The organism is Desulfobacula sp., assembly GCF_030145145.1.
Lineage (GTDB): Bacteria > Desulfobacterota > Desulfobacteria > Desulfobacterales > Desulfobacteraceae > Desulfobacula.
Map to the genome: position 1 here is coordinate 15,897 of NZ_JAQYWD010000033.1, position 22,607 is coordinate 38,503.

The 22,607-nt window shown below is 43.4% G+C and carries 22 protein-coding genes and 1 tRNA gene; 7 read left to right on the forward strand and 16 right to left on the reverse strand.

The genetic code is table 11. The annotated features are described in order from the left end of the window. Positions 1 to 59 precede the first annotated feature (59 nt). A complete protein-coding gene (locus Q1Q15_RS18005) occupies positions 60 to 989 on the forward strand; it encodes an alpha/beta hydrolase (protein ID WP_300463072.1) in 930 nt (309 codons plus the stop codon). A 12-nt stretch (positions 990 to 1,001) separates the two neighbouring features. Here Q1Q15_RS18005 and Q1Q15_RS18010 read toward each other — a convergent pair whose 3' ends face one another. Continuing rightward, positions 1,002 to 2,246 (reverse strand): M48 family metallopeptidase, encoded by a 1,245-nt coding sequence (locus Q1Q15_RS18010; RefSeq protein ID WP_300463074.1) that lies wholly within the window; start codon positions 2,244 to 2,246, stop codon positions 1,002 to 1,004. 18 nt (positions 2,247 to 2,264) lie between these two features. After that, the gene (locus Q1Q15_RS18015; RefSeq protein WP_300463077.1) at positions 2,265 to 2,546 is read right to left on the reverse strand and encodes an integration host factor subunit alpha; all 282 of its coding nucleotides are present in this window, start codon (positions 2,544 to 2,546) and stop codon (positions 2,265 to 2,267) included. Between the two features lie 387 nt (positions 2,547 to 2,933). On the opposite strand from Q1Q15_RS18015, the gene purB reads away from it, so the two are divergent. From purB to Q1Q15_RS18030, 3 genes are all read left to right on the forward strand, one after another. Next, a complete protein-coding gene (gene purB / locus Q1Q15_RS18020) occupies positions 2,934 to 4,289 on the forward strand; it encodes an adenylosuccinate lyase (RefSeq protein ID WP_300463080.1) in 1,356 nt (451 codons plus the stop codon). 61 nt (positions 4,290 to 4,350) lie between these two features. After that, positions 4,351 to 4,932 carry an AmmeMemoRadiSam system protein A gene (gene amrA, locus Q1Q15_RS18025; protein ID WP_300463083.1) on the forward strand — a complete coding sequence of 194 codons (582 nt, stop codon included), beginning with the start codon at positions 4,351 to 4,353 and terminating at the stop codon, positions 4,930 to 4,932. Between the two features lie 67 nt (positions 4,933 to 4,999). Beyond that, a complete protein-coding gene (locus Q1Q15_RS18030) occupies positions 5,000 to 5,260 on the forward strand; it encodes a Trp family transcriptional regulator (RefSeq protein ID WP_300463085.1) in 261 nt (86 codons plus the stop codon). On the opposite strand, the gene Q1Q15_RS18035 is transcribed toward Q1Q15_RS18030, so the two are convergent. Next, entirely contained in the window at positions 5,249 to 5,866 is a 618-nt protein-coding gene (locus tag Q1Q15_RS18035; RefSeq protein WP_300463087.1) for a phosphoesterase, read from the reverse strand. The two genes, Q1Q15_RS18030 and Q1Q15_RS18035, sit on opposite strands and share 12 nt — an antisense overlap. Positions 5,867 to 6,171: 305 nt before the next feature. On the opposite strand from Q1Q15_RS18035, the gene Q1Q15_RS18040 reads away from it, so the two are divergent. Next, a complete protein-coding gene (locus tag Q1Q15_RS18040; protein ID WP_300463090.1) occupies positions 6,172 to 6,843 on the forward strand; it encodes a hypothetical protein in 672 nt (223 codons plus the stop codon). 15 nt (positions 6,844 to 6,858) lie between these two features. On the opposite strand, the gene Q1Q15_RS18045 is transcribed toward Q1Q15_RS18040, so the two are convergent. Then, positions 6,859 to 6,933: transfer RNA gene (locus tag Q1Q15_RS18045), tRNA-Gly, on the reverse strand. A gap of 160 nt (positions 6,934 to 7,093) precedes the next feature. On the opposite strand from Q1Q15_RS18045, the gene Q1Q15_RS18050 reads away from it, so the two are divergent. Beyond that, a complete protein-coding gene (locus Q1Q15_RS18050; RefSeq protein ID WP_300463092.1) occupies positions 7,094 to 8,089 on the forward strand; it encodes an NAD-dependent epimerase/dehydratase family protein in 996 nt (331 codons plus the stop codon). A gap of 4 nt (positions 8,090 to 8,093) precedes the next feature. Next, complete coding sequence (locus Q1Q15_RS18055) at positions 8,094 to 9,365, forward strand: YihY/virulence factor BrkB family protein (protein ID WP_300463095.1); 1,272 nt, start codon at positions 8,094 to 8,096, stop codon at positions 9,363 to 9,365. Positions 9,366 to 9,370: 5 nt separating this feature from the next. Here Q1Q15_RS18055 and Q1Q15_RS18060 read toward each other — a convergent pair whose 3' ends face one another. The 12 genes from Q1Q15_RS18060 to Q1Q15_RS18115 form a co-directional block, all read right to left on the reverse strand. Next, the gene (locus Q1Q15_RS18060) at positions 9,371 to 10,237 is read right to left on the reverse strand and encodes an HDOD domain-containing protein (protein WP_300463097.1); all 867 of its coding nucleotides are present in this window, start codon (positions 10,235 to 10,237) and stop codon (positions 9,371 to 9,373) included. Continuing rightward, the gene (locus Q1Q15_RS18065) at positions 10,238 to 10,771 is read right to left on the reverse strand and encodes a nitroreductase family protein (protein WP_300463099.1); all 534 of its coding nucleotides are present in this window, start codon (positions 10,769 to 10,771) and stop codon (positions 10,238 to 10,240) included. 18 nt (positions 10,772 to 10,789) lie between these two features. Next, positions 10,790 to 11,185 (reverse strand): FxsA family protein, encoded by a 396-nt coding sequence (locus Q1Q15_RS18070; protein WP_300463101.1) that lies wholly within the window; start codon positions 11,183 to 11,185, stop codon positions 10,790 to 10,792. 256 nt (positions 11,186 to 11,441) lie between these two features. Then, positions 11,442 to 12,137, reverse strand: a complete 696-nt coding sequence (gene aat, locus Q1Q15_RS18075; RefSeq protein WP_300463104.1) for a leucyl/phenylalanyl-tRNA--protein transferase — start codon at positions 12,135 to 12,137, stop codon at positions 11,442 to 11,444. Beyond that, the gene (gene clpA / locus Q1Q15_RS18080) at positions 12,138 to 14,396 is read right to left on the reverse strand and encodes an ATP-dependent Clp protease ATP-binding subunit ClpA (protein ID WP_300463106.1); all 2,259 of its coding nucleotides are present in this window, start codon (positions 14,394 to 14,396) and stop codon (positions 12,138 to 12,140) included. It lies immediately after the preceding gene. A gap of 2 nt (positions 14,397 to 14,398) precedes the next feature. Continuing rightward, on the reverse strand, positions 14,399 to 14,707 hold the full coding sequence (gene clpS / locus Q1Q15_RS18085) for an ATP-dependent Clp protease adapter ClpS (protein WP_300463108.1): 309 nt from the start codon (positions 14,705 to 14,707) through the stop codon (positions 14,399 to 14,401). A gap of 14 nt (positions 14,708 to 14,721) precedes the next feature. Beyond that, the gene (secA, locus tag Q1Q15_RS18090) at positions 14,722 to 17,244 is read right to left on the reverse strand and encodes a preprotein translocase subunit SecA (protein WP_300463111.1); all 2,523 of its coding nucleotides are present in this window, start codon (positions 17,242 to 17,244) and stop codon (positions 14,722 to 14,724) included. Between the two features lie 138 nt (positions 17,245 to 17,382). Continuing rightward, entirely contained in the window at positions 17,383 to 18,312 is a 930-nt protein-coding gene (locus tag Q1Q15_RS18095) for a M23 family metallopeptidase (protein ID WP_300463113.1), read from the reverse strand. Between the two features lie 49 nt (positions 18,313 to 18,361). Next, complete coding sequence (gene argC, locus Q1Q15_RS18100) at positions 18,362 to 19,399, reverse strand: N-acetyl-gamma-glutamyl-phosphate reductase (protein ID WP_300463115.1); 1,038 nt, start codon at positions 19,397 to 19,399, stop codon at positions 18,362 to 18,364. A gap of 88 nt (positions 19,400 to 19,487) precedes the next feature. Continuing rightward, the gene (locus Q1Q15_RS18105; RefSeq protein WP_300463118.1) at positions 19,488 to 20,261 is read right to left on the reverse strand and encodes an amino acid ABC transporter ATP-binding protein; all 774 of its coding nucleotides are present in this window, start codon (positions 20,259 to 20,261) and stop codon (positions 19,488 to 19,490) included. A gap of 36 nt (positions 20,262 to 20,297) precedes the next feature. Continuing rightward, entirely contained in the window at positions 20,298 to 21,383 is a 1,086-nt protein-coding gene (locus Q1Q15_RS18110; protein WP_300463121.1) for an amino acid ABC transporter permease, read from the reverse strand. A 30-nt stretch (positions 21,384 to 21,413) separates the two neighbouring features. After that, entirely contained in the window at positions 21,414 to 22,598 is a 1,185-nt protein-coding gene (locus tag Q1Q15_RS18115; RefSeq protein ID WP_300463124.1) for an amino acid ABC transporter permease, read from the reverse strand. Positions 22,599 to 22,607 lie beyond the last annotated feature (9 nt).

Genomic DNA, 22,607 nt, shown 5'->3' on the forward strand with positions numbered 1-22,607 from the left:
TTAAAAAAACTAAAGTTTCATATTATCCCATTCAAATCAATAAAATTTAAAAAAATAATATGAAATTTAAACCCATAGAAGACATATTTGACTATTCTTATCTTTCTGTGACACCGACCATCCAAATTCGGTATGGCATCGCCAAACGACCGATTGCACCGGCAAAAGCCATTCTTCTTTTATTACAGGGCCGAGCCGAGTGTATTGAAAAATATAAGGGCATTGCAAAGCAGCTCCAGGCGAAAGGATTCCAGGTGATCAGTCTGGATTGGCGGGGACAGGGCCTGTCCTCCCGGGAGCTTGAAAACCGGCACAAGGGTCATATTCAGCGGTTTGATGATTATGTGGATGACCTGGAAGCAGTCTATTCAAGGGCCATCGCGCCCCAGGGGATACCGGTTTATATCCTGGCACATTCCATGGGCGGACATATCGCCCTGCGATTCATGAGCCGGCACCCTTTGAAAATTAAACGGGCTGTCCTGGCGTCGCCCATGATTGATATCGTTTTGCCGTCAATGATGCGGCCCGCAGTAAAATTGATTGCCCATGGATTATCTAAAACGGCATTTGTAAATAAATATGTCCTGGGGTCAAAGGATTATGCGTTTGAAAACGTAAAATTCAAAGGGAATAATCTATGCCATGATCCGGAAAAATTTTGGATCTTACACAATGAGATTTTTCATAACCCTGACCTTGCCCTGGGAGGGGTCACGTGGGGCTGGCTGAGCCAGGCCCTTGAATCCATTGCAATCTTAAAACACGAAGACGTTATTCATAAAATTACCACGCCCATATTGATGGTCAGTGCCCAAAAAGATACAGTGGTATGCCCAAAGGCCCAGGAAAGATTAAGCCATCAATTGCCCCATTGCAGATTCCTTTCAATTGAAGGGGGATTCCATGAACTTCTTTTTGAACAACGGCAGATGACCCGTCAGTTCTGGGATGCATTTACCCTGTTTATGGCCAACCCAGAAAGTTGAGTGGACAATAAATTACAGGGATTTTAAGGCGTTGATTCTCTCGAGTACAGGGGGGTGGGAATAATTTAAAAACACATAAAACGGGTGGGGGGTTAAATTTGAAAGATTGTGGACAGACAGCTTCTTTAAAGCACTGATCAATGGCCGGGTGTCCTTAATCGTATCTGCGGCGAACCGGTCAGCCTCATATTCATCTTTCCGGGATGAGATTTGAAGCAGCATTGATATAAGCAGGCTTATGGGGGTGTATAACATACTAAAAAAGATCAACCCGGCATAAATGGAAACGTCTGTCATGAAAAAAGCATGAAACAACCCTTCATGGGAGATAAACAAAGACATCAGATAAAAAACAAATCCCATCTGGAAAATACCGGATAGTAGTCGTTTATGGATGTGCCGTTTTTTAAAATGTCCCATTTCATGGGCAAGAACTGAAACCAATTCTTCAATTGTCTGTTCTTTGATCAGGGTATCGAACAACACGATTCGTTTGTTTTTCCCAAAACCGGTAAAAAATGCATTGGATTTGCTGCTTCGTTTGGATCCATCCATGACAAAAACGTTGGCAAGAGAAAAATCAATGGATGCTGCATAGGCCATGATGGCTTTTTTCAGGGGTCCTTCTTCCAACGGACTGAATGTGTTGAACAACGGCATAATCCAGGTGGGAACGATATATTGAACAGCCAGAAGGAAGACAGCACTGCTTGCCCAGCACATGACCCAGGCAAATCGGCCGCCAAACTCCAGAAAGCTGAGGATCAATGATAATAGGACGCCTCCCAGTATTGCAGATAGAAAAATGGACTTGATAAGGTCGGTAAAAAAAAGCAGGGGGGTGGTTTTGTTGAATCCGAATTTTTCTTCAATCACAAAAGTGGAATACATATTGAAAGGAAGAGACAGGATCAGCTTTAAGGTCAAAAGAATGCCGGTAAAAAAAAGTCCTGAAACAATTGAGTTAAACTGAAAAGATCTGACAATGGCATCCGTCATTTGAAATCCGCCTGAAAACCAGAACAGCAAAAGGACTGCCAGGTCAACACTTGAAGTGATAAATCCAAATTTGGTGGTGACCTTCAGATAATTTTGCGAGTCCGTATATTTCTGATGGTTGTAATGATCGCTAAATTCTTTGGGAAGGGGCTGGTTCAGATTTTCCAGATTGAGGAAATCTGCCAGGTTATCCATGAAATAACCGCCGATCAGTGTTGAAAGAATAATAAGGGTAATCGCCTGTTCTGAAAAGACCATTATTAAAGAAGATCAGCCTTAAGAATTGATCTGATCTCTTAATTTTCCTGAACATTTAAACGTGACAACTCTTCGGGCCGGGAGGGTCATCTCTGCATCGGTTGCTGGATTTCTGCCTTTTCTGGCTTTTTTTTCATTTACACAAAATTTTCCAAACCCGCTAATCATGATATCTTCACCATCTTCAATGGTTTCCTTGATGATTTCAAGAAACTCTTCCATTATTTCATAGGTGGTTGTCCTGGATAAATTGAGCTTGTTTTGTATTCTTTCAGCAATAATTGTTTTTGTTAATGCCATAAATTCTACTCCTGCAGCTAAAACTAGACTTTGAGTTAGATAGTGTGTTAAAATGTTTGCTAAAATACTTTATTCCCTGTGTATTTGTCAAGTCACTAAGCTCAGGGATATTTAATTAAATGCAACCAGTGGTCATTGCATAAAAAACACGGATATGTGTTGACTGTCTTTTGTGGCAATATTTGGGTTGCCGCCGGATGGCTTTGCCATCCGTTAATGAAGCGACTGTGTTTTGGCTGGCATTGGGTTCATCCTCTTTTGGATTGTTAAATTTTAGATTGTCTGTTATTTTAAGACCATAACAATATTGAAAATATTTAAATAAATTAATACGATAAGTCAAATGATTTTAATTGTTTGGTTTTTAAAGATGGAGTAGAAAAATTCATGATAACTGCACTGACTGCTTTAGATGGAAGATATGCCGGATTAACCACACAAATTGCGGATGTCTTTTCTGAATATGGGTTGATCAAACACAGGGTGTTTGTTGAAATTGAATGGCTTAAATTTATATTAATCGATTTGAAACTCGCACCATTTGACACCCTGAACACTGAGCAACTGGATATGATAGTGGCAAATTTTGATGTGGAAGATGCCCGGAAGGTTAAAAAAATTGAAAACCAGACCAATCATGATGTAAAGGCCGTTGAATATTTTATAAAGGACAAACTGGATCTGTCAGGACTTTCAGACATCAAGGAATGGGTTCACTTTGCCTGTACCTCAGATGATATCAATAATGCCGCCTATGCATTGATGTTGAAAAAAGGCAAAGCGCTTGCAACCGAAGTGTTGCGGCAGCTTCTGGTGGATATTGAACAAAAAGCACTGCTATACAAATCCATTCCAATGATGTCAAGAACCCATGGTCAGCCGGCAACCCCCACAACGGTGGGCAAGGAATTTATCAATTTTGCCTGGCGAATTTTACAGGAAGCCGATATCATTGATGCCAGTCAGGTCCAGGCTAAAATAAACGGGGCAACGGGAAATTATAATGCCCATTATTTCGTATATCCTGAAATTAACTGGATTGAGGCCTCCCAGCGATTTTTGATGAACCACCTGGATCTGGAACCTATTTTGTTTACCACCCAGGTGAATCCGAATCATTCCATTGCCTTTGTCCTGCATGCCCTGATCCGGGTTGCCGCAACCATTATTGATCTGGATCGGGATATGTGGGGGTATATCAGTCTGGGGTATTTTAAGCAACGCGTTAAAAAAGGGGAGACCGGCTCATCCACCATGCCCCATAAGGTAAACCCCATTGATTTTGAAAACAGTGAAGGCAACATGGGAATTGCCATATCAATGATGGAGCACCTGAGTGTTAAACTTCAAAAATCAAGATTTCAAAGAGATTTGAGCGACAGTACGGTTTTGAGAAGTCTGGGGTCTGTGTTTGGTTATTTTACCATTGGCGTGAAAAATGCTCTAAAGGGATTGTCAAAAGTAGAATTGAATCATGAGGTGATACAAAAAGACCTTGAAAATAATCAGGAACTCCTGGCAGAGCCCTTCCAGACCGCTATGAGGGTGTTTGGCGAAGCCAATCCCTATGAAAGATTGAAAGACCTTACCCGGGGTCAGAAAATCGGGAAAAAGGATCTGGAGACCTTTGTTGACGGCCTTGAAAAGGTGCCTTTGTCGTTTAAGAAACGAATGAAACAATTAACCCCTGAAACCTATACCGGACTTGCGCAGAATTTGGTGGATCTCTATTTTACTAAATGACACGGTTCCCTGCAATCCGTTTGAGAATGGGGATAACCTGGATGTTTAGGGAGACAAACACATGACGGGAAAACTCTCAAAAGAGGATGGTGCATTGCTGTTAACACTTGCAAGACAGACCATCCTGGACGAGCTTGAAACAGGACATGCCGGACTTGGCGATTTGAAGACAAAGGGGTCCGCTTTGGTCCTGAAAGAAAACCGTGGCACCTTTGTCAGCTTGCATAAAAAAGGGACACTAAGGGGGTGTATCGGTAATATTGAACCGGTCAAACCTATTTTTGAAGGGATTAAGGACAATGCAAAACATGCGGCCTTTAATGATTCAAGATTCAGTCCCCTGTCCCATGAAGAGTTAAAAGATACGACCATTGAAATCAGCATCCTGACCCAGCCCCAAAAACTGGACTACACGGATGCCGATGATTTGATGGCAAAGCTCAGGCCGGGCATAGATGGGGTGATGATCAAAAAAGAATATAAGGGGGCAACCTTTTTGCCCCAGGTATGGCAGCAGTTAAAAGAGCCCAGCGACTTTTTGACGCAGTTGTGCATGAAAGCCGGATTGCCATCGGACGAATGGAAATCCGGGAACCTCAGTGTCGCTGTATATCAGGTGCAATTGTTTGAAGAGGAATCCTGATGCCGTACGCTAAGATCAATGGAATACGGTCGGTTCAATGTGAAGAAACCGATCAATGGGGGCACATATGTCAGTTGATCCGGAATTGTTAAAAGTGATTGCCTCAATGGATAGCCTGGCAGATTTAAACCGGTTTTTTGAAGACATCTTTACGCCGGCGGAACTGGATGATATTTCTTTGCGGTGGAAGCTTATGAAAGATCTTCACCATGGGCTGACCCAGCGTAAAATTGCAGAGAAATACGGTATCAGCCTGTGTAAGATTACAAGGGGATCAAAGATCCTCAAGGATAAAAATTCCCTTGTCTTTAAAATTTTAAATTCCTGAAGAATGGGATATGAGCTTCAGCGCCAGGGTTGACCATAATTCCAAATTTAACTGGTCCAGGTGTTTTGTCGCTTTCCACGCAAATTGAAACAGTTCAGATCCGGGTTGAAATTGTTCAGGAGCAGGTGTCAGTATCCTGAAAACAGCGCCCAGATGAACCCTTCCGACATCTGTAACATCTTCGCTGATCACGCCCATAAAGACGGGCAGATCGTCTCCAGGCCGTTGATCCAGTTCTTCTGTTAATTCTCTTTCCATACCGGACATCAGGATCTGTTTAAATGAGGTATGGGGGGTGTGCTGGTCAATGGGATTAATATGACCGCCTATTCCAATGGACCAGAGGTCATGAAGACGGTTTTCACTTCCCTGCCGGTTGTATATGGCTGTTTTTTCAAAGTTGGCGGTTTGCAGGATGACATAGGGAATAATCTGCTTGTATGAGGGGTTATTTTCAGCATCCGGGCGGTTTATAAATGTGAATCCTGCAGCAGAACAGGTTTCAATAAACCCATCCAGATCCAATGGTACAATACTCGTTTGTTGCACCCATGCGTCGGGTAAAAGGTCTTTTTTAATGCATAACACGGTTTCATTTTTTGTCACAGAAATGGTCCTTTGGCTTGTATATGGGAATTAAATTTCATATGTTTATCACAGATTGCAAAAAAAATGAAATACGATCTGGTGCAGCAATTCTCATTTTGGCATTTTCTTGAACGGGTCAGGCTTGTTTTATTGTGCTTTTTATCGAAAATCGGTTCTCAAAGAGGTTAAAAGCGCAATAAATCAAGCCTGACCCTAACCTGATGTTTTATATTTAGAATTGCTGGATTTTGTGAGTTTTAATGGTGCTTTTATCGGGTCCATGATATGGGGGAGAGGAACATGATTAAATCCAGAGAGGGCCTATGCTGTATTTAAACAAACATGCAATTCAACAGATGGATCAACAGATGATTCAAACAGCCGTTGAACAGGCATACCGCCTGGTATTGAATAAAAACTATACCATGCCGGACAGGATGCATGTGACAGACCATCAGAATACGCTTTTATTTATGCCGTGTTTCTCAGAAAATTTTTTTGCAGCTAAATTGGTTTGGGTTTTTCCAGAGGCCCGGCAGCATGGACAACCGGCAGTGAATGGACTGGTGGTTCTTTCTGATGCTGTTTCAGGGCACGCATTGGCCATCATGGATGGTGCGGCCATCACAGCTCAGAGAACCGGGGCAGTTGGGGGATTGGCGGTCAAGTTGCTTACGCCTAAAACTGTGACGACAGCCGGTGTTCTGGGGGCAGGGGTCCAAGGACTCAGTCAGACCCGATATCTTCTGTTTAATCGGAACATTCAAACGCTTTATCTTTATGACCTGAATCAAGAAGCGGCTAAGGCGATGCGCAGGAATATAAAACAAGAATTTATGGACGTTGACGTTGTGATAACGGATGATCCGGATCAATTGGTTGAAGCATCCCGGGTGATTATTGCAGCCGGCATGGCCCTGTTTGATTTGACCGCAGCCGCTGCCATTTATCAGGGGGCCCTGGAAAAAAATATTGGACAACTTCTTGATGGGTAGCCTGAAGGAAAAAAATGGAGCGGGAAACGGGAGTTGAACCCGCGACTTCGACCTTGGCAAGGTCGCACTCTACCACTGAGTTATTCCCGCTCAGCAAAAGTTTGTTCTACCTACTTTAAAATCGGTTGTTTGTCAAGGGAAGATTCCCGGAATTTTTCTTCGGACAAACAATTTTGCTGTGCATCCCTGAATATGATATAAAGATTTGATCATTGAAATTCTATCAATGGTCAATAAAAAAAGGCAGGCAATGGGTACACAAAAAGTGTTGGTTACCGGAGGCGGTGGTTTTTTGGGTAAGGCCATCGTTAAAAAATTGGTCGAGAAAAATTTTTTTGTCACTTCTTTTTCAAGACGGTTTTATCCTGATCTTGAACAGATGGGGGTTCTGCAGATTCAAGGAGATCTGGTAGACCTAAAGCCCCTTATGACGGCCACTCGACAAATGGATGCGGTTTTCCATGTTGCCGCAAAAGCCGGCCTTTGGGGGGCTTTTGAAGACTTTTATCGGGTCAATGTGACCGGGACGGAAAATGTGATCGCCGCCTGCCGGGCAAATAAGATTCAACAATTGATTTATACCAGTTCTCCCAGCGTTATATTTGATGAACATGATATGGAAAATGTTGATGAACGTGTGCCGTATCCGAGCCGCTATCTGGCTCCCTACCCGCAAACCAAGGCTGCAGCGGAAAAGTTGGTGAAAAAAGCTGCCAAAAAAGGGGTGAACACCATCATTATCCGGCCCCACCTGATTTGGGGCCCGGAAGATAACCACCTGGTACCCGGGATTATCAGCCGCGCCCATAAATTAAAACGGATCGGGCGAACAGACGATCTGGTGGATACCATCTATATTGATAATGCAGCCGATGCCCATATTCTGGCCTATCAAAAACTTTTGGAAAACCCGTCGTTGTCGGGGAATGTCTATTTTGTCAGCCAGGATGACCCTGTCTCAAAATGGGAAATGGCCAATGCTTTTTTAGCTGCGGCCGGCTTGCCCCCCATAAAAGGACATGTCTCGGCAAAAACCGCCTACATTGCCGGCGCCATTTTTGAGGGGGTATATCAATTTTTCAACATTAAAAAGGAACCGCCAATGACCCGGTTTGCCGCAAAAGAACTTGCCACATCACATTGGTTTAATATCTCCCGGGCAAAAAAGGAGTTGGGATACACACCAAAGGTGTCGACAAAAGAGGGCCTGCAAAGATTAAAACAATCATTTTCAGCAATGGAATAAACGGATGATGAATTATTTTCAAACGATTGCCGCCCTCAGGTATAACAAGATCATAAAGGTTATTGTGTTTTCTGCTAAAGGGTTCCGGCAGGATCGGTGTGACCTCAGGGCGTCGTCGTTGACATTATTTACGCTGTTATCCATTGTTCCGGTGATGGCCATGGCATTTGGCATTGCTAAAGGGTTCGGGTTTAAAGAAATTCTGGAAAAACGGGTCCTTGAATTATTTGCCGGCCAGGAAGAGGTGATCCAGAATGTTCTCGCCATTTCAACGAACCTTCTTGAAAGAACCAAAGGGTCCCTGATGGCGGTTTTTGCTGTTATCCTCCTTTTTTATTCTTTGATAAAACTCATCGCGCATATTGAAAATGCATTTAATCAAATCTGGTGGGTAAATGATGACAGGCCCTGGGTTCGAAAATTTACCGATTATATTGCTATTTCAATCACAGCCGGTATCCTGATTATTTTTTCAAGCAGCGCCAATATTTTTATTACAGCATACCTTGAAAAGTTTTTAGCCGATGTTAAGCTGCCGGTAAATATAGAAAACTTGATTTCTCTGGGGTTTAATATCTTTCCCTTCTTGCCCATCTGGATATTATTTGTCTTTTTCTATCTGTTTATTCCCAACAAGAAAGTTGATATTTCAGCAGCCCTGGCAGGGGGGATGATTGCCGGAACCATTTTTCAACTGGTTCAAATGACCTACTTGAAATTCCAGATGGGGGTATCCAGTTATAACGCCATTTATGGCAGTTTCGCAGCCCTGCCCTTGTTTTTAATCTGGTTGCAGACGTCCTGGGCCATTGTGTTGTTCGGGGGTGAAGTTTCATTTTCCTGGGAAAATACGGAAACACTGGAACCCCAGGATATTGATTATAATAAAATCAGTATCCGGTTAAAGAAACTGATTGTTTTGAGAATTGTTCACTTGTGCGTAAGCCGATTCGCCTCCAATAAAATGCCGGCGTCAGATATTCAGATTGCATCTGAGATAAAAATTCCCTTAAAAATAGTGAAAATCTTATTGGGCAAACTCATTGAATGCCGGATCCTGCTGGAAGTAAATGGGGCAAACAGCCAGGGGTATGTGCCGGCCCGGGATATCGATGGCCTAACAATTCTAACGGTATTGACGGCCTTTGAACAAAAAGGAAAGGGCATCCTTCAGGTGGGGGGTACCCTGCAATTTGAAGCCCTAGAAGAAAGCATGAATGAGTTTGTCAAAGCCTGCAAACACTCTTCCGGGGAAAGAAAACTCAAGGATATTTAAGCCGGTTATGCCCCGGTTGTGATATTAAAAAAATCATTAATTTCATCTTCTTTCCGTTTCAGCAGATCCAGGGTCAGTTTTAATATTGATGGACTGATACCGATCTTTTGGGGAGAATCTTTAATGGCAACGGGAAATGGATTTCCGCTATACCCAATTCCAGCCTTTTGAGTCAGGTAATCTGCCAGATTAATAATTAACGCGTGATGTTTGAATTTAATGGGGGAAGATTCCGGGTGGTGATGGAACCGACAGGGCAGTATAATAGACTGAGGGAAATGCCATCGTTTCATCATCAGTGCTGAAAGTACGGCATGATCTATCTTAAAAAGGGCATTTTCAGCAAAATATAACGGTTTTTTTTTCTCGATGGCAAATTGTCTGGCGCGTGTGTATTCCTCTTTAAAGTATACGGAAAAGATAACCTTTCCCATATCGTGGAGAAGCGCGGGAATAAAAATCTTGTTTGCTAAACCCGGATCTGTTCTTTTCGCCAGTTCCTTGGCAGCTGTTGCTACACCGATACCATGAATCCACAAGGCTTTCATGTCGAGACTGAGCCCTGTTTTTTCCGTAAAAGATGACAGTATCCCCATGCCAAGGGCAATACCGATGATTTCCTCAAACCCAATAATTGTGATGGCCCGTTTAATGGTTTCAACTTTTATTTTTTGGGCATAGTAAATGGAGTTGGCCAGTTTTAATAATTTTGTGGTCATTCCCTGGTCATAGGAGATAACCGTTAACAGTTCCTGGGTTGTTGTTTTTTCATCAGATGCAACGCTGATAATTTTATCAACAGCAACCGGGAGCGTTGGCAGCTCACTCTCCTTTTTTTGAACCATTTGGAGAATTTCAGTTCGTATGTCCACTTAATCTTTCAGGGTGTAAGTATTAAAAGACACTTTGCCGGACGGTAATGCATTTTTTTCATGCCCTTTTTTTATTTCATCAGGATAGCCGATGGCAATAATGGATTCAATCATTAGATGATCAGGTATGTGTAACAGGTCTTTAATATAAGCATCAGCACTTTTGGATGTCGTATGATCTCTTTCTCGAATTTGTATCCAGCAACTGCCAAGTCCCATGTCATGGGCGGCCAAATGGATAAAAATAGAGGCAATGGCAGTATCTTCAATCCAGACATCACTCGTGGATGTGTCGCCACAAACCACGATGCCAAGGGGAGCGCCTTTTAAGAAACCGGCACCATGGGGCTTGGCCTGGGAAAGCTTTTCAAGAAGGGATATGTCGTCAATCACAATAAATTGCCAGGCGTTGCGACCTCTTGAAGAAGGGGATCTCAGGGCGGCTTCAATAAGGGTGTTTATTTTTTCTTTTTCTACAGAGGTCCGTTTAAATTTTCTGATGCTTCGTCTCGTGTTGATCAATTCTAAAAACATGGGCAGTCCTCCTTATCATTAATGGAAACGGGTTATATTAACATTGCCCTTCAATTGCATGTCATCGAATTTTTTTCTTACCATTCGCTTGAATTTATTCCGTGTTACCGGCCACAACAGGAGCAGCCCGAAAATATCAGTAATCAGCCCGGGTGTGATCAATACCATACCGGCAATAAAAATGATAACCGCATCAAGCAACTCTTCTGCCGGCATCAGTCCCTGCTGCAAGTTCATCCTGAGTTTCATCATGGTATTCATGCCTTCCATTCTGGCAAGCCAGGCGCCGATAAATCCCGTCAGAAGCACCAGCAGAATGGTATTCAATCCCCCGATGACGGTGCCGACTTTTATCAGCAGATACAGTTCAATAACAGGGATCAGGGTAAAACATAAAAATAGTTTTAACAGCACTTTTTTGCTCCTTATGTGTTTGGGTAATCTTAGGGACTCGGAAATAAACAATTACTCCATCTTGCTTGTCTTTCAGCTCGTCTTCTTCGTTGCATCAAAGAGCACATATTTCAATATGCTCCCTTTGATGCGCCTTGAACACGAGCTGAAATACTACGCCATATTTTGTATAATTATTTGTTTCCGAGTCCCTAACCCATAATGAGGCTTAAAGTTTTTTTGTCAAGTTTTTGACAGCGCCCCTTGAAAGGCGTGTTCAAAGAATCGCCAGGCGGGTACCGGGGGTCCAGATATCTGTGATCAATTTTTTTTTAACAGATCGACGGATGATATCAAGAAAGGAATTCCTGGAAATTTCAGTGGCACCCATGCGAAGGAGATGGCTTGTGGTTACCTGACAGTCAATCAGATCAAAGTGATACTTTTTGACATGATTTGCCAGCGCCACCAAAGCCATTTTGGACGTATCACGTTCAAGGGAAAACATGGATTCCCCGAAAAAAGAGGCGCCGATGCAAAGTCCATACAGCCCGCCGACTAATTTGTCCTCCCGCCAGGTTTCAACAGAATGGGCGTATCCCATTGCATGAAGGGTTGAGTAAGCATCTATCATTTCTTCTACAAGCCATGTACCTTCATCGTTTCTTGGTTTTGCGCAGGAAAGAATGGTTTGATCAAATGCCGTGTTCACCTTAACGGTAAATTGATTCTTCTTGATTTTTTTTTTCAGGCTTTTTGAAATATTGATGTCTTCTGGGTAGAGAACAAGTCTTGGGTCCGGAGACCACCACAAAAAAGGTTCTTTTTCTGAAAACCACGGAAAGATCCCATTTTTATAAGCCATCAGGATCCTTTCGGGAGATAGATCCCCCCCGATACATAGCAGGCCGTCAGATCTTGCAAGCCATGCCGGGGGAAAATCCAATCTTTTTGATAACCTGAAAAGGGGCATTCAGTTCTTAAATATAAAATTAAGCTTATTATTCCTCAGGCTGATGGATATTTTACCCCCTTTTTCCAGTCGGCCAAAAAGAATCTCATCCGTGAGCTTGTCTTTTATGGTGGTCTGAATAATTCTTGCCAACGGCCGGGCACCAAATTTGGGGTCATGGCCTTCCTTTGCAAGAAATGATCGAACTTTTTCAGAGTAGCGCAGGGTAATTTTTTTGGCCTTGAGCATGGATTTAAGTTCTTTCATGTTTTTATCAACAATCATCTCCATGACCTGGGGTGATAGATGGTTAAACTGGACAATACCGTCAAGCCGGTTTCTGAATTCAGGACTGAATGTTTGTTCAACCGCTTTTAATCCCTTGGAATCGGAATCTGAGACCTGGGAACCAAATCCAATGGCATTGGCACTCATTTCCCTGGCACCGGCATTGGAGGTCATGATAATGATAACATTTCTGAAATCCGCTGATTTGCCGTTGTTATCGGTAAGGGTTGCATAGTCCATAACCTGTAACAGGATGTTATACAGATCCATATGGGCTTTTTCAATCTCATCAAGCAGCAGAACACAATGGGGATGTTTTCGGATATTGTCGGTTAAAATTCCGCCCTGGTCAAATCCGACATACCCCGGAGGTGCCCCGATAAGCCTGGAAATGGAATGTTTTTCCATGTATTCGCTCATGTCAAACCGTAAGAACTCTATCCCCAGATGAGAGGCCAGCTGTTTTGCCACCTCTGTTTTACCGACACCGGTGGGTCCCATGAAAAGGAACGAGCCAATGGGGCGATCCGGTGCAGCAAGACCTGCCCTTGACCGTTTAATGGACGTGGTCAGGGTCTGGATGGCATCATCCTGCCCGAAGATGACCTTAAACAGTCGTTTGGGCAAAGATTCCAGATTGGCTTTATCTTTTGAGGTAACACTCGTGACCGGCACTTTGGCAATTTTTGCCACAATTTCTTCAATATCTTTTGAGCTGACAATTTTTCGATGACCCTTTCCCTTCAATCGAAGATAGGCACCGGTTTCATCAATCACATCTATGGCTTTGTCCGGCAGGCACCGGTCATTGATATATTTATCCGACAGATAGGCAGCCGCCTCAATCGTTGCGGCCGGGTATGTCAGGCCGTGATGTTCTTCGTATAATGGTTTAAGTCCTGTCAGTATTTGAGTCGCTTCATCAAGGGACGGTTCTGACACTTCAACCTTTTCAAATCGTCTTGAAAATGCCCGGTCTTTTTCAAAATGATTTTTGTATTCCTCATAGGTGGTGGTACCGATACATTTAATATCCCCGGAAGAAAGGGCCGGTTTTAAAATGTTTGACGCGTCCATTGAACCGCTGGTGGTTGCACCGGCACCGACAACAGTATGGATTTCATCGATTACCAGCAAGGCGTTTTCTTTGGATTCAAGGGCATTGATAACATCTTTCAGGCGCTGTTCAAAGTCCCCTCGATATTTTGTTCCTGCAAGGAGTGCCCCCATATCAAGGGAGAACAGCTCACAATTTTCCAGGAGATCCGGCACGCTCTTTTCGTTTATTTTTAAGGCAAGCCCCTCTGCAATGGCGGTTTTTCCCACACCCGGGTCTCCCACCAGAATCGGATTGTTTTTTCTTCTGCGACACAGAATCTGCATGACCCTGTCCAACTCATCGGTTCTTCCGATGAGCGGATCAATCTTTTTATCCAAAGCCTTTTGCAACAGATTTGTCGTAAAATTTTCCAGGGGATCTTTCTTCTTTTGCCGCTTGGTTTTCATATCCGAGGGCTTGAATAGTTTTTGGGATGGATCCAGGGGCGGGGGGGTTTTCCCCGAAGGGCTGACACTATGTGAAATGTATTTTAACACATCCAGACGGGTAATGCCTTCTGATTCGAGGTAAAAAGCGGCATGGGAATCTTTTTCCTGGAAAATGGATGCCAGAATATCCCCTAAATTGACTTCGCTTTTTTCAGCGGATCTGGCCTGGTTGATGGCCCGCTGTATCATTCGCTGGAACCCGATGGTCTGTTGCAGCACATATTCTTCTTTTGAATCAATTCTTGTTAATTTTTCATCAAAAAATTTTTCAAGTTCTTCTTTTATCTGTTCAGGATTACCACCACATTTTTCAATTGTTTCGGCGCCTGATTCATGGTTAAGGATTGCATAAAGAACGTGTTCCACACATACATACTCATGCCTTCTTTTTTTCGCTTCCCGTACGGCAAAACCGAGAGCTGTACTTAGTTCTTTGCTTATCATACCTACTCCTTTTCCATTGTACTTTTTAAAGGAAAGCCTTTATTGGTTGCCAGATTATGAACTGTTTCCACCTTGGTCTCTGCTATCTGCCTTGGGTAGATACCACACATCTCTTTCCCTTTATTATGTATATTAAGCATTATTTGCGTTGCTTTTTCAAGTGATTTTCCAAAAACGGTTGTAAGAATTTCCACAACAAATTCCATGGTTGTATAATCATCATTATGGAGGATGACCTTATACATGGGCGGATGAACAGTTTTTGCCCTGGAGGAAACGTCTTCTGTTGTTTTGGAATCAGTGGATGCCATTAATCTAAAACCTCCTAATGCATACAGCATTTTTTGTATTTTTTACCGCTTCCGCAGGGGCAGGGGTCATTTCTCTTTATTTTTTTAGAGGATCGTTTCACGGGCTGTTTTATGCTGGAACCATCTGAATGGGAAAATGTTAGATTTTCCTGCTCCTTTTTTTGAATTTCCTCTACCTGGGATGATTCGGATATCCGGATCTTGAATAAAATATCCACTATTTCTTCTTTTATCCGTTCCATCAGGTCCTGGAACATGTCAAACCCTTCTTTTCTATAAATCCGCAGGGGGTCCTGTTGCGCATAGCCCCGCAGCCCAATACCCTCTTTTAAATGGTCCATGGACAATAGATGCTCTTTCCACCGGGTATCGACCGTCTGCAGAATGATATGCCGTTCGATTTGTCTGGTGATCTCTTCTCCAATGGCCGCTTCCCGTTGATTGTACCGTTCCCTTATATGGTCAAAAAGCATTTCCGACAGCTGTTGGGCCGTGTGATTATTCTTTACGCCAGTTTCAAGGTCAGGCGTAATGGTAAATAATTGTTTGATCCGGTTTTCAAGTCCGTCCAGATCCCATTGCTGAATCGGGGCCTTTTCCACCACAAATTCATCAACAATATCATACACCTGGTCTTCAATCATTTCCATGACAACCGGCTTTAAGTTATTCTCAAGCAGTGCTTTCCGTCTTTGTTGATAAATGACCTCCCGCTGCTGGTTCATGACATCATCATATTCCAGCAGGTGCTTTCTGATTTCAAAGTTATGACCTTCTACCTTGGACTGAGCATTTTCTATGGCCTTGCTGATAAATGAATGTTCAATATGCTCACCGTCCTCAATCCCCAGTTTGTCCATCACCGCATGGATCCTGTCGCCGCCGAAAATTCTCAATAGATCATCTTCCAGGGATAGATAGAATCTTGAGGATCCGGGGTCTCCCTGTCTACCGGCCCGCCCCCGAAGCTGATTGTCAATTCGCCTGGATTCATGGCGGGATGTTCCGAGAATATGGAGACCGCCAAGTTCCTTAACCCCTTCTCCAAGGACAATATCCGTACCGCGACCGGCCATGTTCGTGGAAATGGTGACCGCACCTTTTTGTCCGGCATTGGCAACGATTTCCGCTTCTGCTTTATGGTGTTTTGCATTGAGCACCGTATGTTTGATTCCCTTTTTTTTGAGCTTTGTGCTCATATCTTCAGACACATCAATGGAAATCGTTCCCACAAGAACCGGCTGCCCTTTTTTAGACAGCCGGATGATTTCTCGTATGGCGGCGTCATATTTTTCTTTTTTTGTCTTGTATATCAGATCTGGAAAATCTGTGCGGATCATTTCCCTATGGGTCGGGATGACCAGGACATCCAGATCATATATCTTTTTGAATTCAGCCGCTTCGGTCTCTGCTGTACCGGTCATACCGGAAAGGGTGTGATACATTCTGAAATAATTTTGAAAGGTGATGGAAGCAAGGGTTTGATTTTCATTTTCGATTTTAACGTTTTCCTTTGCTTCAAGGGCCTGGTGAAGTCCTTCACTGTAACGTCGACCCTCCATCAACCGTCCTGTAAACTCATCAACAATAATGACGTGATCGTTTTTAACGATATAGTCCGTGTCCCGTTTGAAAAGGGTGTGTGCTTTCAGGGCCTGGTTCAAATGATGGAGCAGTTCAATGTTTAGCGGATCATACAGGTTGTCCACTTTGAGGAAGCCTTCCCCCTTGGCAATTCCGGCTTCTGTTAAAGAAACGCTTTTAGATTCTTCGTCAATGGTATAATCCGTGTCCCGTTCAAAGGCCGGAATAATGAGATTGACCTGGGAATAAAAATGGGTGGATTTTTCAGCCGGTCCGGAAATGATCAACGGTGTCCTGGCTTCATCAATCAGAATACTGTCAACCTCATCCACAATGGCAAAATTGAGCTCTTTCTGGGCAAGAGAATTTTTATCAAATTTCATGTTGTCCCTGAGATAATCAAACCCGAACTCATTGTTTGTGCCATAGGTGATGTCCGCATTATAGGACCGTTTTCGTTCCTGGTCATCAATGTCATGGAGAATTGCCCCCACGCTGAGTCCCAGGAAATTGTAAATTTTTGCCATCCATTCGGCATCTCTTTTTGCCAGGTAATCATTTACCGTAACAATATGAACCCCTTTTCCGGACAAGGCATTCAGGTAAGCGGGAAGGGTGGACATCAATGTTTTTCCCTCACCGGTTTTCATCTCAGCAATGTTTCCCTGGTGAAGGGCAATTCCGCCAATCAGCTGAACATCAAAATGCCGAAGCCCAAGGGTTCTGACAGAAGCTTCTCTGACCAGGGCAAACGCTTCCGGTAAAATATCATCCAGCGCTATGCCGTTTTTAACGCTTTCTTTGAATTCAATTGTTCGTTGCGCTATCTGCTCATCAGAATATTGTTGCATTTGGGGTTCAAGATGATTAATTTGCGCAACAATCGGTTGGAGGGTTTTTATAATCCGGTCATTGTTAGATCCAAAGATCTTCGTGAAAAAGTTGAATACCATGTTGAATGTTTACCTATCATTAAATATAATTTTTAGCGTTCCGAATAAAACATATAAGCATTAATTGGTGAAATTAAAACAAAAAATTAAAATTAATTTTGTGTTTTGAGAAAAAAACAAAGAAAAAAATAATATGAACTAATTCAGGAAATATTTCAAAGGATTTACAGGGGTTCCATTCAATTGAATTTCATAATGTACATGGGGACCTGTGCTCCTGCCTGTGTTGCCGAGTGTGGCAATGACCTCCCCCCGCTTAACTTCCTGCCCCGGTTGGACCAGTATTTTTTTCAAATGACCGTACTTGGTGACCCGGCCGTGCCCGTGATCAATCACCACCAGATTGCCGAAGAACCGCTTTCCAGAGGCATAGGCGACCCTGCCATTGGCCGTTGCAACAATTTTGGTGCCGCTTTTATTTGAAATATCCAGTCCGGAATGAAATTCTTTTCTTCCGGTGAAGGGAGATGCCCGATATCCGAATTTTGACGTGATCCATCCGTCCACCGGTTTTATGGACGGACAGGATGCCAGAAGGTTTCTTTTTTGTTCCAGCAATTGAATCAGGTTTTCAAAATTAAGGGCTTGTTTCTGGGCTGTAAGATTTGTCTGGTTTGCCTGCTGGTGCATTTCACGAATCAGGGCGGTGTGCTTTTGCTCCAACGGAATATCCAGGTCCAACTCATCCTGGGGGATTCCCCCGATACCAATCAACCCGCTGGAATTACTGGTTTGCTGGATTCCTGCGATGAGCCGCACCTGGGTTTCAAATTTAGACAGATTATCCAGCTGTTTTTTCAGGGATTCAATTTCACCGGCAAAATTCTGGATTTGACCTCTCTGGTGTTTGATTTCAGCATCTTGCTGAACAACGGTTTGATTTAAACGGGTGGCGTCAAATGCGATGTTTTTCAAGCGAAAGTAATCATATCCAATAACGGCGGTGCCGGCAAGAGCCGAAACAGCCATGAACAAGACACCCCATAATACGGTTTTGTGGATGGAAAACTCCTTGATATCAGAGGTGGCACCGGGATGAAACCATATTTTAATTCTTTTCCTCATCATGATCCTTCTGAATGAAAATTTTTTTTCAATGTTGAGACCACCCTGTCCATTATAAAAATCCCTGAACCCAATTTAATCCTGTTGCATCGTCCAGTCCAAACAGGAGATTCATGTTTTGAACCGCCTGGCCTGCGGCCCCTTTTAAAAGATTGTCAATGGCGGAAACCAGAATGATCTGGCGAGTTGTTTCATCAAAGTGAATGCCGATATCACAGCAGTTTGTCCCCCTGACATGGGAGATTGCCGGATACAGGTTCTTGTCCAGCAGCCGTACAAATGGTTCATCCCCATAATATGCATCATAGGTGTCTCTGATCATGGTTTCCGTTGCAATGTCGGTTGCCTGGGCATAAATCGTTGACATCATTCCCCGTGTCAGGGGTAACAGGTGTGGCACAAAGGTGATGGTCACCGGCTGTTGCGACTGCAGGCTTAAAATTTCATTGATCTCCGGGGTATGCCGGTGGTTGCCAACTTTATAGGCGCTGAAGGATTCATTGGCTTCACAAAAATGGCTGGAAAGTGACAGGGACCGTCCGGCACCACTTACGCCGGATTTTGAATCTGAAATAATGCCGGCAGGTCGGATCAGTCCTTCCTTTAAAAGGGGTAGCAGGGGCAATAGAATGCTGGTGGGATAGCAACCCGGGTTTCCGATAAGGGAAGATGTCTTGATCTGGTCCCTGTATATTTCACAAAGACCATATACACTTTCGTTTAAGAGATGTTTTGAGGTATGGACCTGGTAAGCGGATTCGTATGCTGCCGCATCTGTAAACCGGTAGTCGGCAGACAAATCAATCACTTTTATGTTCTGTTCCAGCAGAGCAGGGACATACTGCATGGATATTTTGTGGGGCAACGCTAAAAATATGACATCTATTTTTCGGGCGAGAGCCGGGATATCCAGATCTTCGCAAATCAGGGATTCAAACCCTCTCATGGAAGGAAAAAGATCTGTTAATGCCTTTCCTTTGTAACTGTTTGAGGTGACGGCACACAACGTCGCTTGGGGATGATTGGAAATCAGTTTGACAAGCTCAATGCCTGTATACCCTGATGCTCCTGCAATACCTACGTTAATCATATGGTTCCTTTTGGTGTGAAAATTTTTGATGACCTTTCTTTTTATCAGATAGATACCGTGTTTTCAAGAATAATTACCGCCCAAAAACCTAATGAAGAATCTGGCTCAAGAAGAACTGGGTTCTTTCATGTTGGGGATTTTCAAAGAAATCGGTGGGGTTATTCTCTTCAAGGATCTCGCCTTCATCCATAAAAAGAACCCTGTGGGCAACACTTTTTGCAAATCCCATTTCATGGGTGACAACAATCATGGTCATCCCATCCTGTGCCAGGCTTATCATCACATCAAGCACCTCTTTTACCATTTCAGGATCAAGGGCCGATGTCGCCTCATCAAACAGCATGATATTGGGCTTCATGCACAGACTTCGGGCAATGGCCACTCGTTGCTGCTGACCACCGGATAATTGTCCTGGAAATTTTGCTGCCTGTTCTGCAATCTGGACTTTCTCAAGATAAACCATGGCAATCTCTTCCGCTTCTTTTTTGGGTGTTTTTCTTACCCAGATAGGTCCGATGGTTAAATTTTCAAGAATGGTAAGGTGGGGAAACAAATTGAAATGTTGAAACACCATGCCCACTTCAGACCTAACTTTTTCAATGTTTTTAAGATCTTTGGTGAGTTCAATGCCATCGACAATGATCTGTCCTTTCTGGTGTTCCTCAAGCCGGTTGATGCATCTGATCAGGGTTGATTTTCCCGATCCGGACGGACCGCAGACAACAATCCGTTCTTTGCGCTTAACATCGAGATTAATATGCTTTAACACATGAAAATCGCCGTACCATTTATGCATATCAACAATTTTAATGACGATATCTTCACTTGAAATATCGATTTTTTGATTCGTTTCTTCGTTCATAAATAATCGCTTTATACCTTGTAGTGTCAATCATAATTATTCTAAACTGGTATTCAGTTCTTTTTCCAGCTTTCGGCTATAGTTAGACATGAAAAAGCAGCAGATAAAATAGATAAGGGCCAAAAATATATAGGCTTCTGCTGAAAATCCCATCCATTTTGGTTCTGACAATGTTGTCTGTGTTGTTTTCAGTAAATCATATAATCCGATGATCACAACCAGGGAGGTATCTTTGAAAGCAGAAATTAAAACACTGACCGATGGCGGGATCACAATTTTTAATGCCTGGGGTAAAATAATGAGCCGCATGGTCTGGGTGTAATCTAATCCAATGGCGTCTGCGGCTTCAAATTGTCCCTTGTTCATTCCCTGTAATCCGCCCCGGACAACTTCTGCAATATAGGCTGCCGTAAACATGATAATGGCCACCTGGGCTCTCAATATCCCATTTATGGAGACCCCTTCCGGCAGGAATAAGGGAAAAACCACTGAAGACATGAACAATAAACTGATTAACGGAACCCCCCGTATCAGTTCAATGTAAAAAATACAAAACGTTTTAATCACCGGCATTTTTGATTGCCGTCCCAGGGCCAGAAAAATACCCAGGGGGTAGGCTGCGGTTAGACCAAAAACAGACAGGAGCAGGGTCAGAATGATGCCGCCCCATTTTTCAATATCCACGGGTTCCAGCCCTAAAACTCCCCCTTTTAACAAGATGCCCATCACTATCAGTGAAACAATCCAGGCATATCCCAGCGCTGCATGCCAGTAGTTTCTGTTCCTGCTGATGACGAGTAATGATACCAGCAGGGCAATTGCGGTGATGGGACGCCACAAGATGTCCTGGGGATAAAATCCAAACAGGATAATTTTATAATTGCTGGAGATGAGTGACCAGCAGGCCCCATCTCTTTGCCGGCAATTGGCATCCGGCAGCCAGCAACTGTCAACGAGTGCCCATTGTAAAAACGGCACAACTGAAAACCACAGGATACAGACAATCACAACCGTCAGTATGGTGTTTAAGGGACTGCTGAATAAATTTTCCCTCATCCATCCCAGAATACCAACACTTGCCAGGGGCGGTTTGATTGTTTCTGTCTTGTTATTTGTTTGCATGGTATTCCATAAACCCTTGTCTTATCATCCTCACCTTTCCACGATGGCCATTTTTTCATTATACCAATTCATGAAGGCCGAGGTTGATAAACTGAAGATAAGATAGACAATCATGATCAACATAACACCCTCAATCGCCTGACCGGTCTGGTTAATGGCGGTTCCGGCCACCGAAACAAAATCCGGATATCCAATTGCGACTGCAAGAGAACTGTTTTTTGTTAAATTGAGCATCTGGCTTGTTAAAGGCGGAATAATAACCCGCAATGCCTGGGGCAGAATAATGAGATTTAAAATTTGTCCCGGCTTTAACCCGATAGCCATTGCTGCTTCCGTCTGACCTTTGTTGACGGATTGAATACCGGCGCGCACCACTTCAGCAACAAACGCTGCCGTATATAAGACAAGTCCTAAAAGCAGGGCCGCGAATTCAGGGCTGATCGTTAATCCACCTTTGAAATTAAATCCTTTTAATACCGGAATATTCATATCCGTCGGTGCACCGCCAATGAGCCAGCATACTAAAGGCAGTCCAATGACTAACGCCACGGAAGTATATAAAACCGGAAATGTCTGGCCCGTTAAATTTTGTCTTTTGGTTGCCCATTTTTTTAAGAAAAAGATAACAATAACCGCAATGATGAAGGCCATTGCCATATATGTATAAACCGGATGGGCTTGCGGAATGCCAAAAATGAACCCCCGGTTACATAAAAACAACCCATTGAAGGGATGTATGGCATTTCTTGGGGACGGCAGCATTTCATAAAAAAAAGCATACCAGAAAAAAAGCTGGAGCAGGACCGGTATATCCTGGAAGAGTTCAATATATCCTGCAGCACATTTGTTGATCAGCCAGTTTTTTGATAATCGGGCAATCCCGAGAAATGTGCCAAGAATAACCGTTAGGATGATGCCGATAAATGAAATCAGCAAGGTGTTTAAAAACCCGACCCAAAGGGCTCGAATATACCGGTCTGCCGCCGAATACTCGATGAGTGACTCTCCGATTTCAAAAGCCGCCTCATGATTTAAAAAACCAAAGCCCGTCGCAATGGATTGCCGTTCCAGGTTGGCCATTGTGTTGGAAACCAGGTACCATGCGACAAAAGCAAACAAACAGGCCGCGCCAATCTGGTAAATGATGGATCGTTTGTCAGGGTCATACCAGAACGATATGTGGCTGGAATTTTTATGATGGATAGCGTTATTCATTAGACGGTT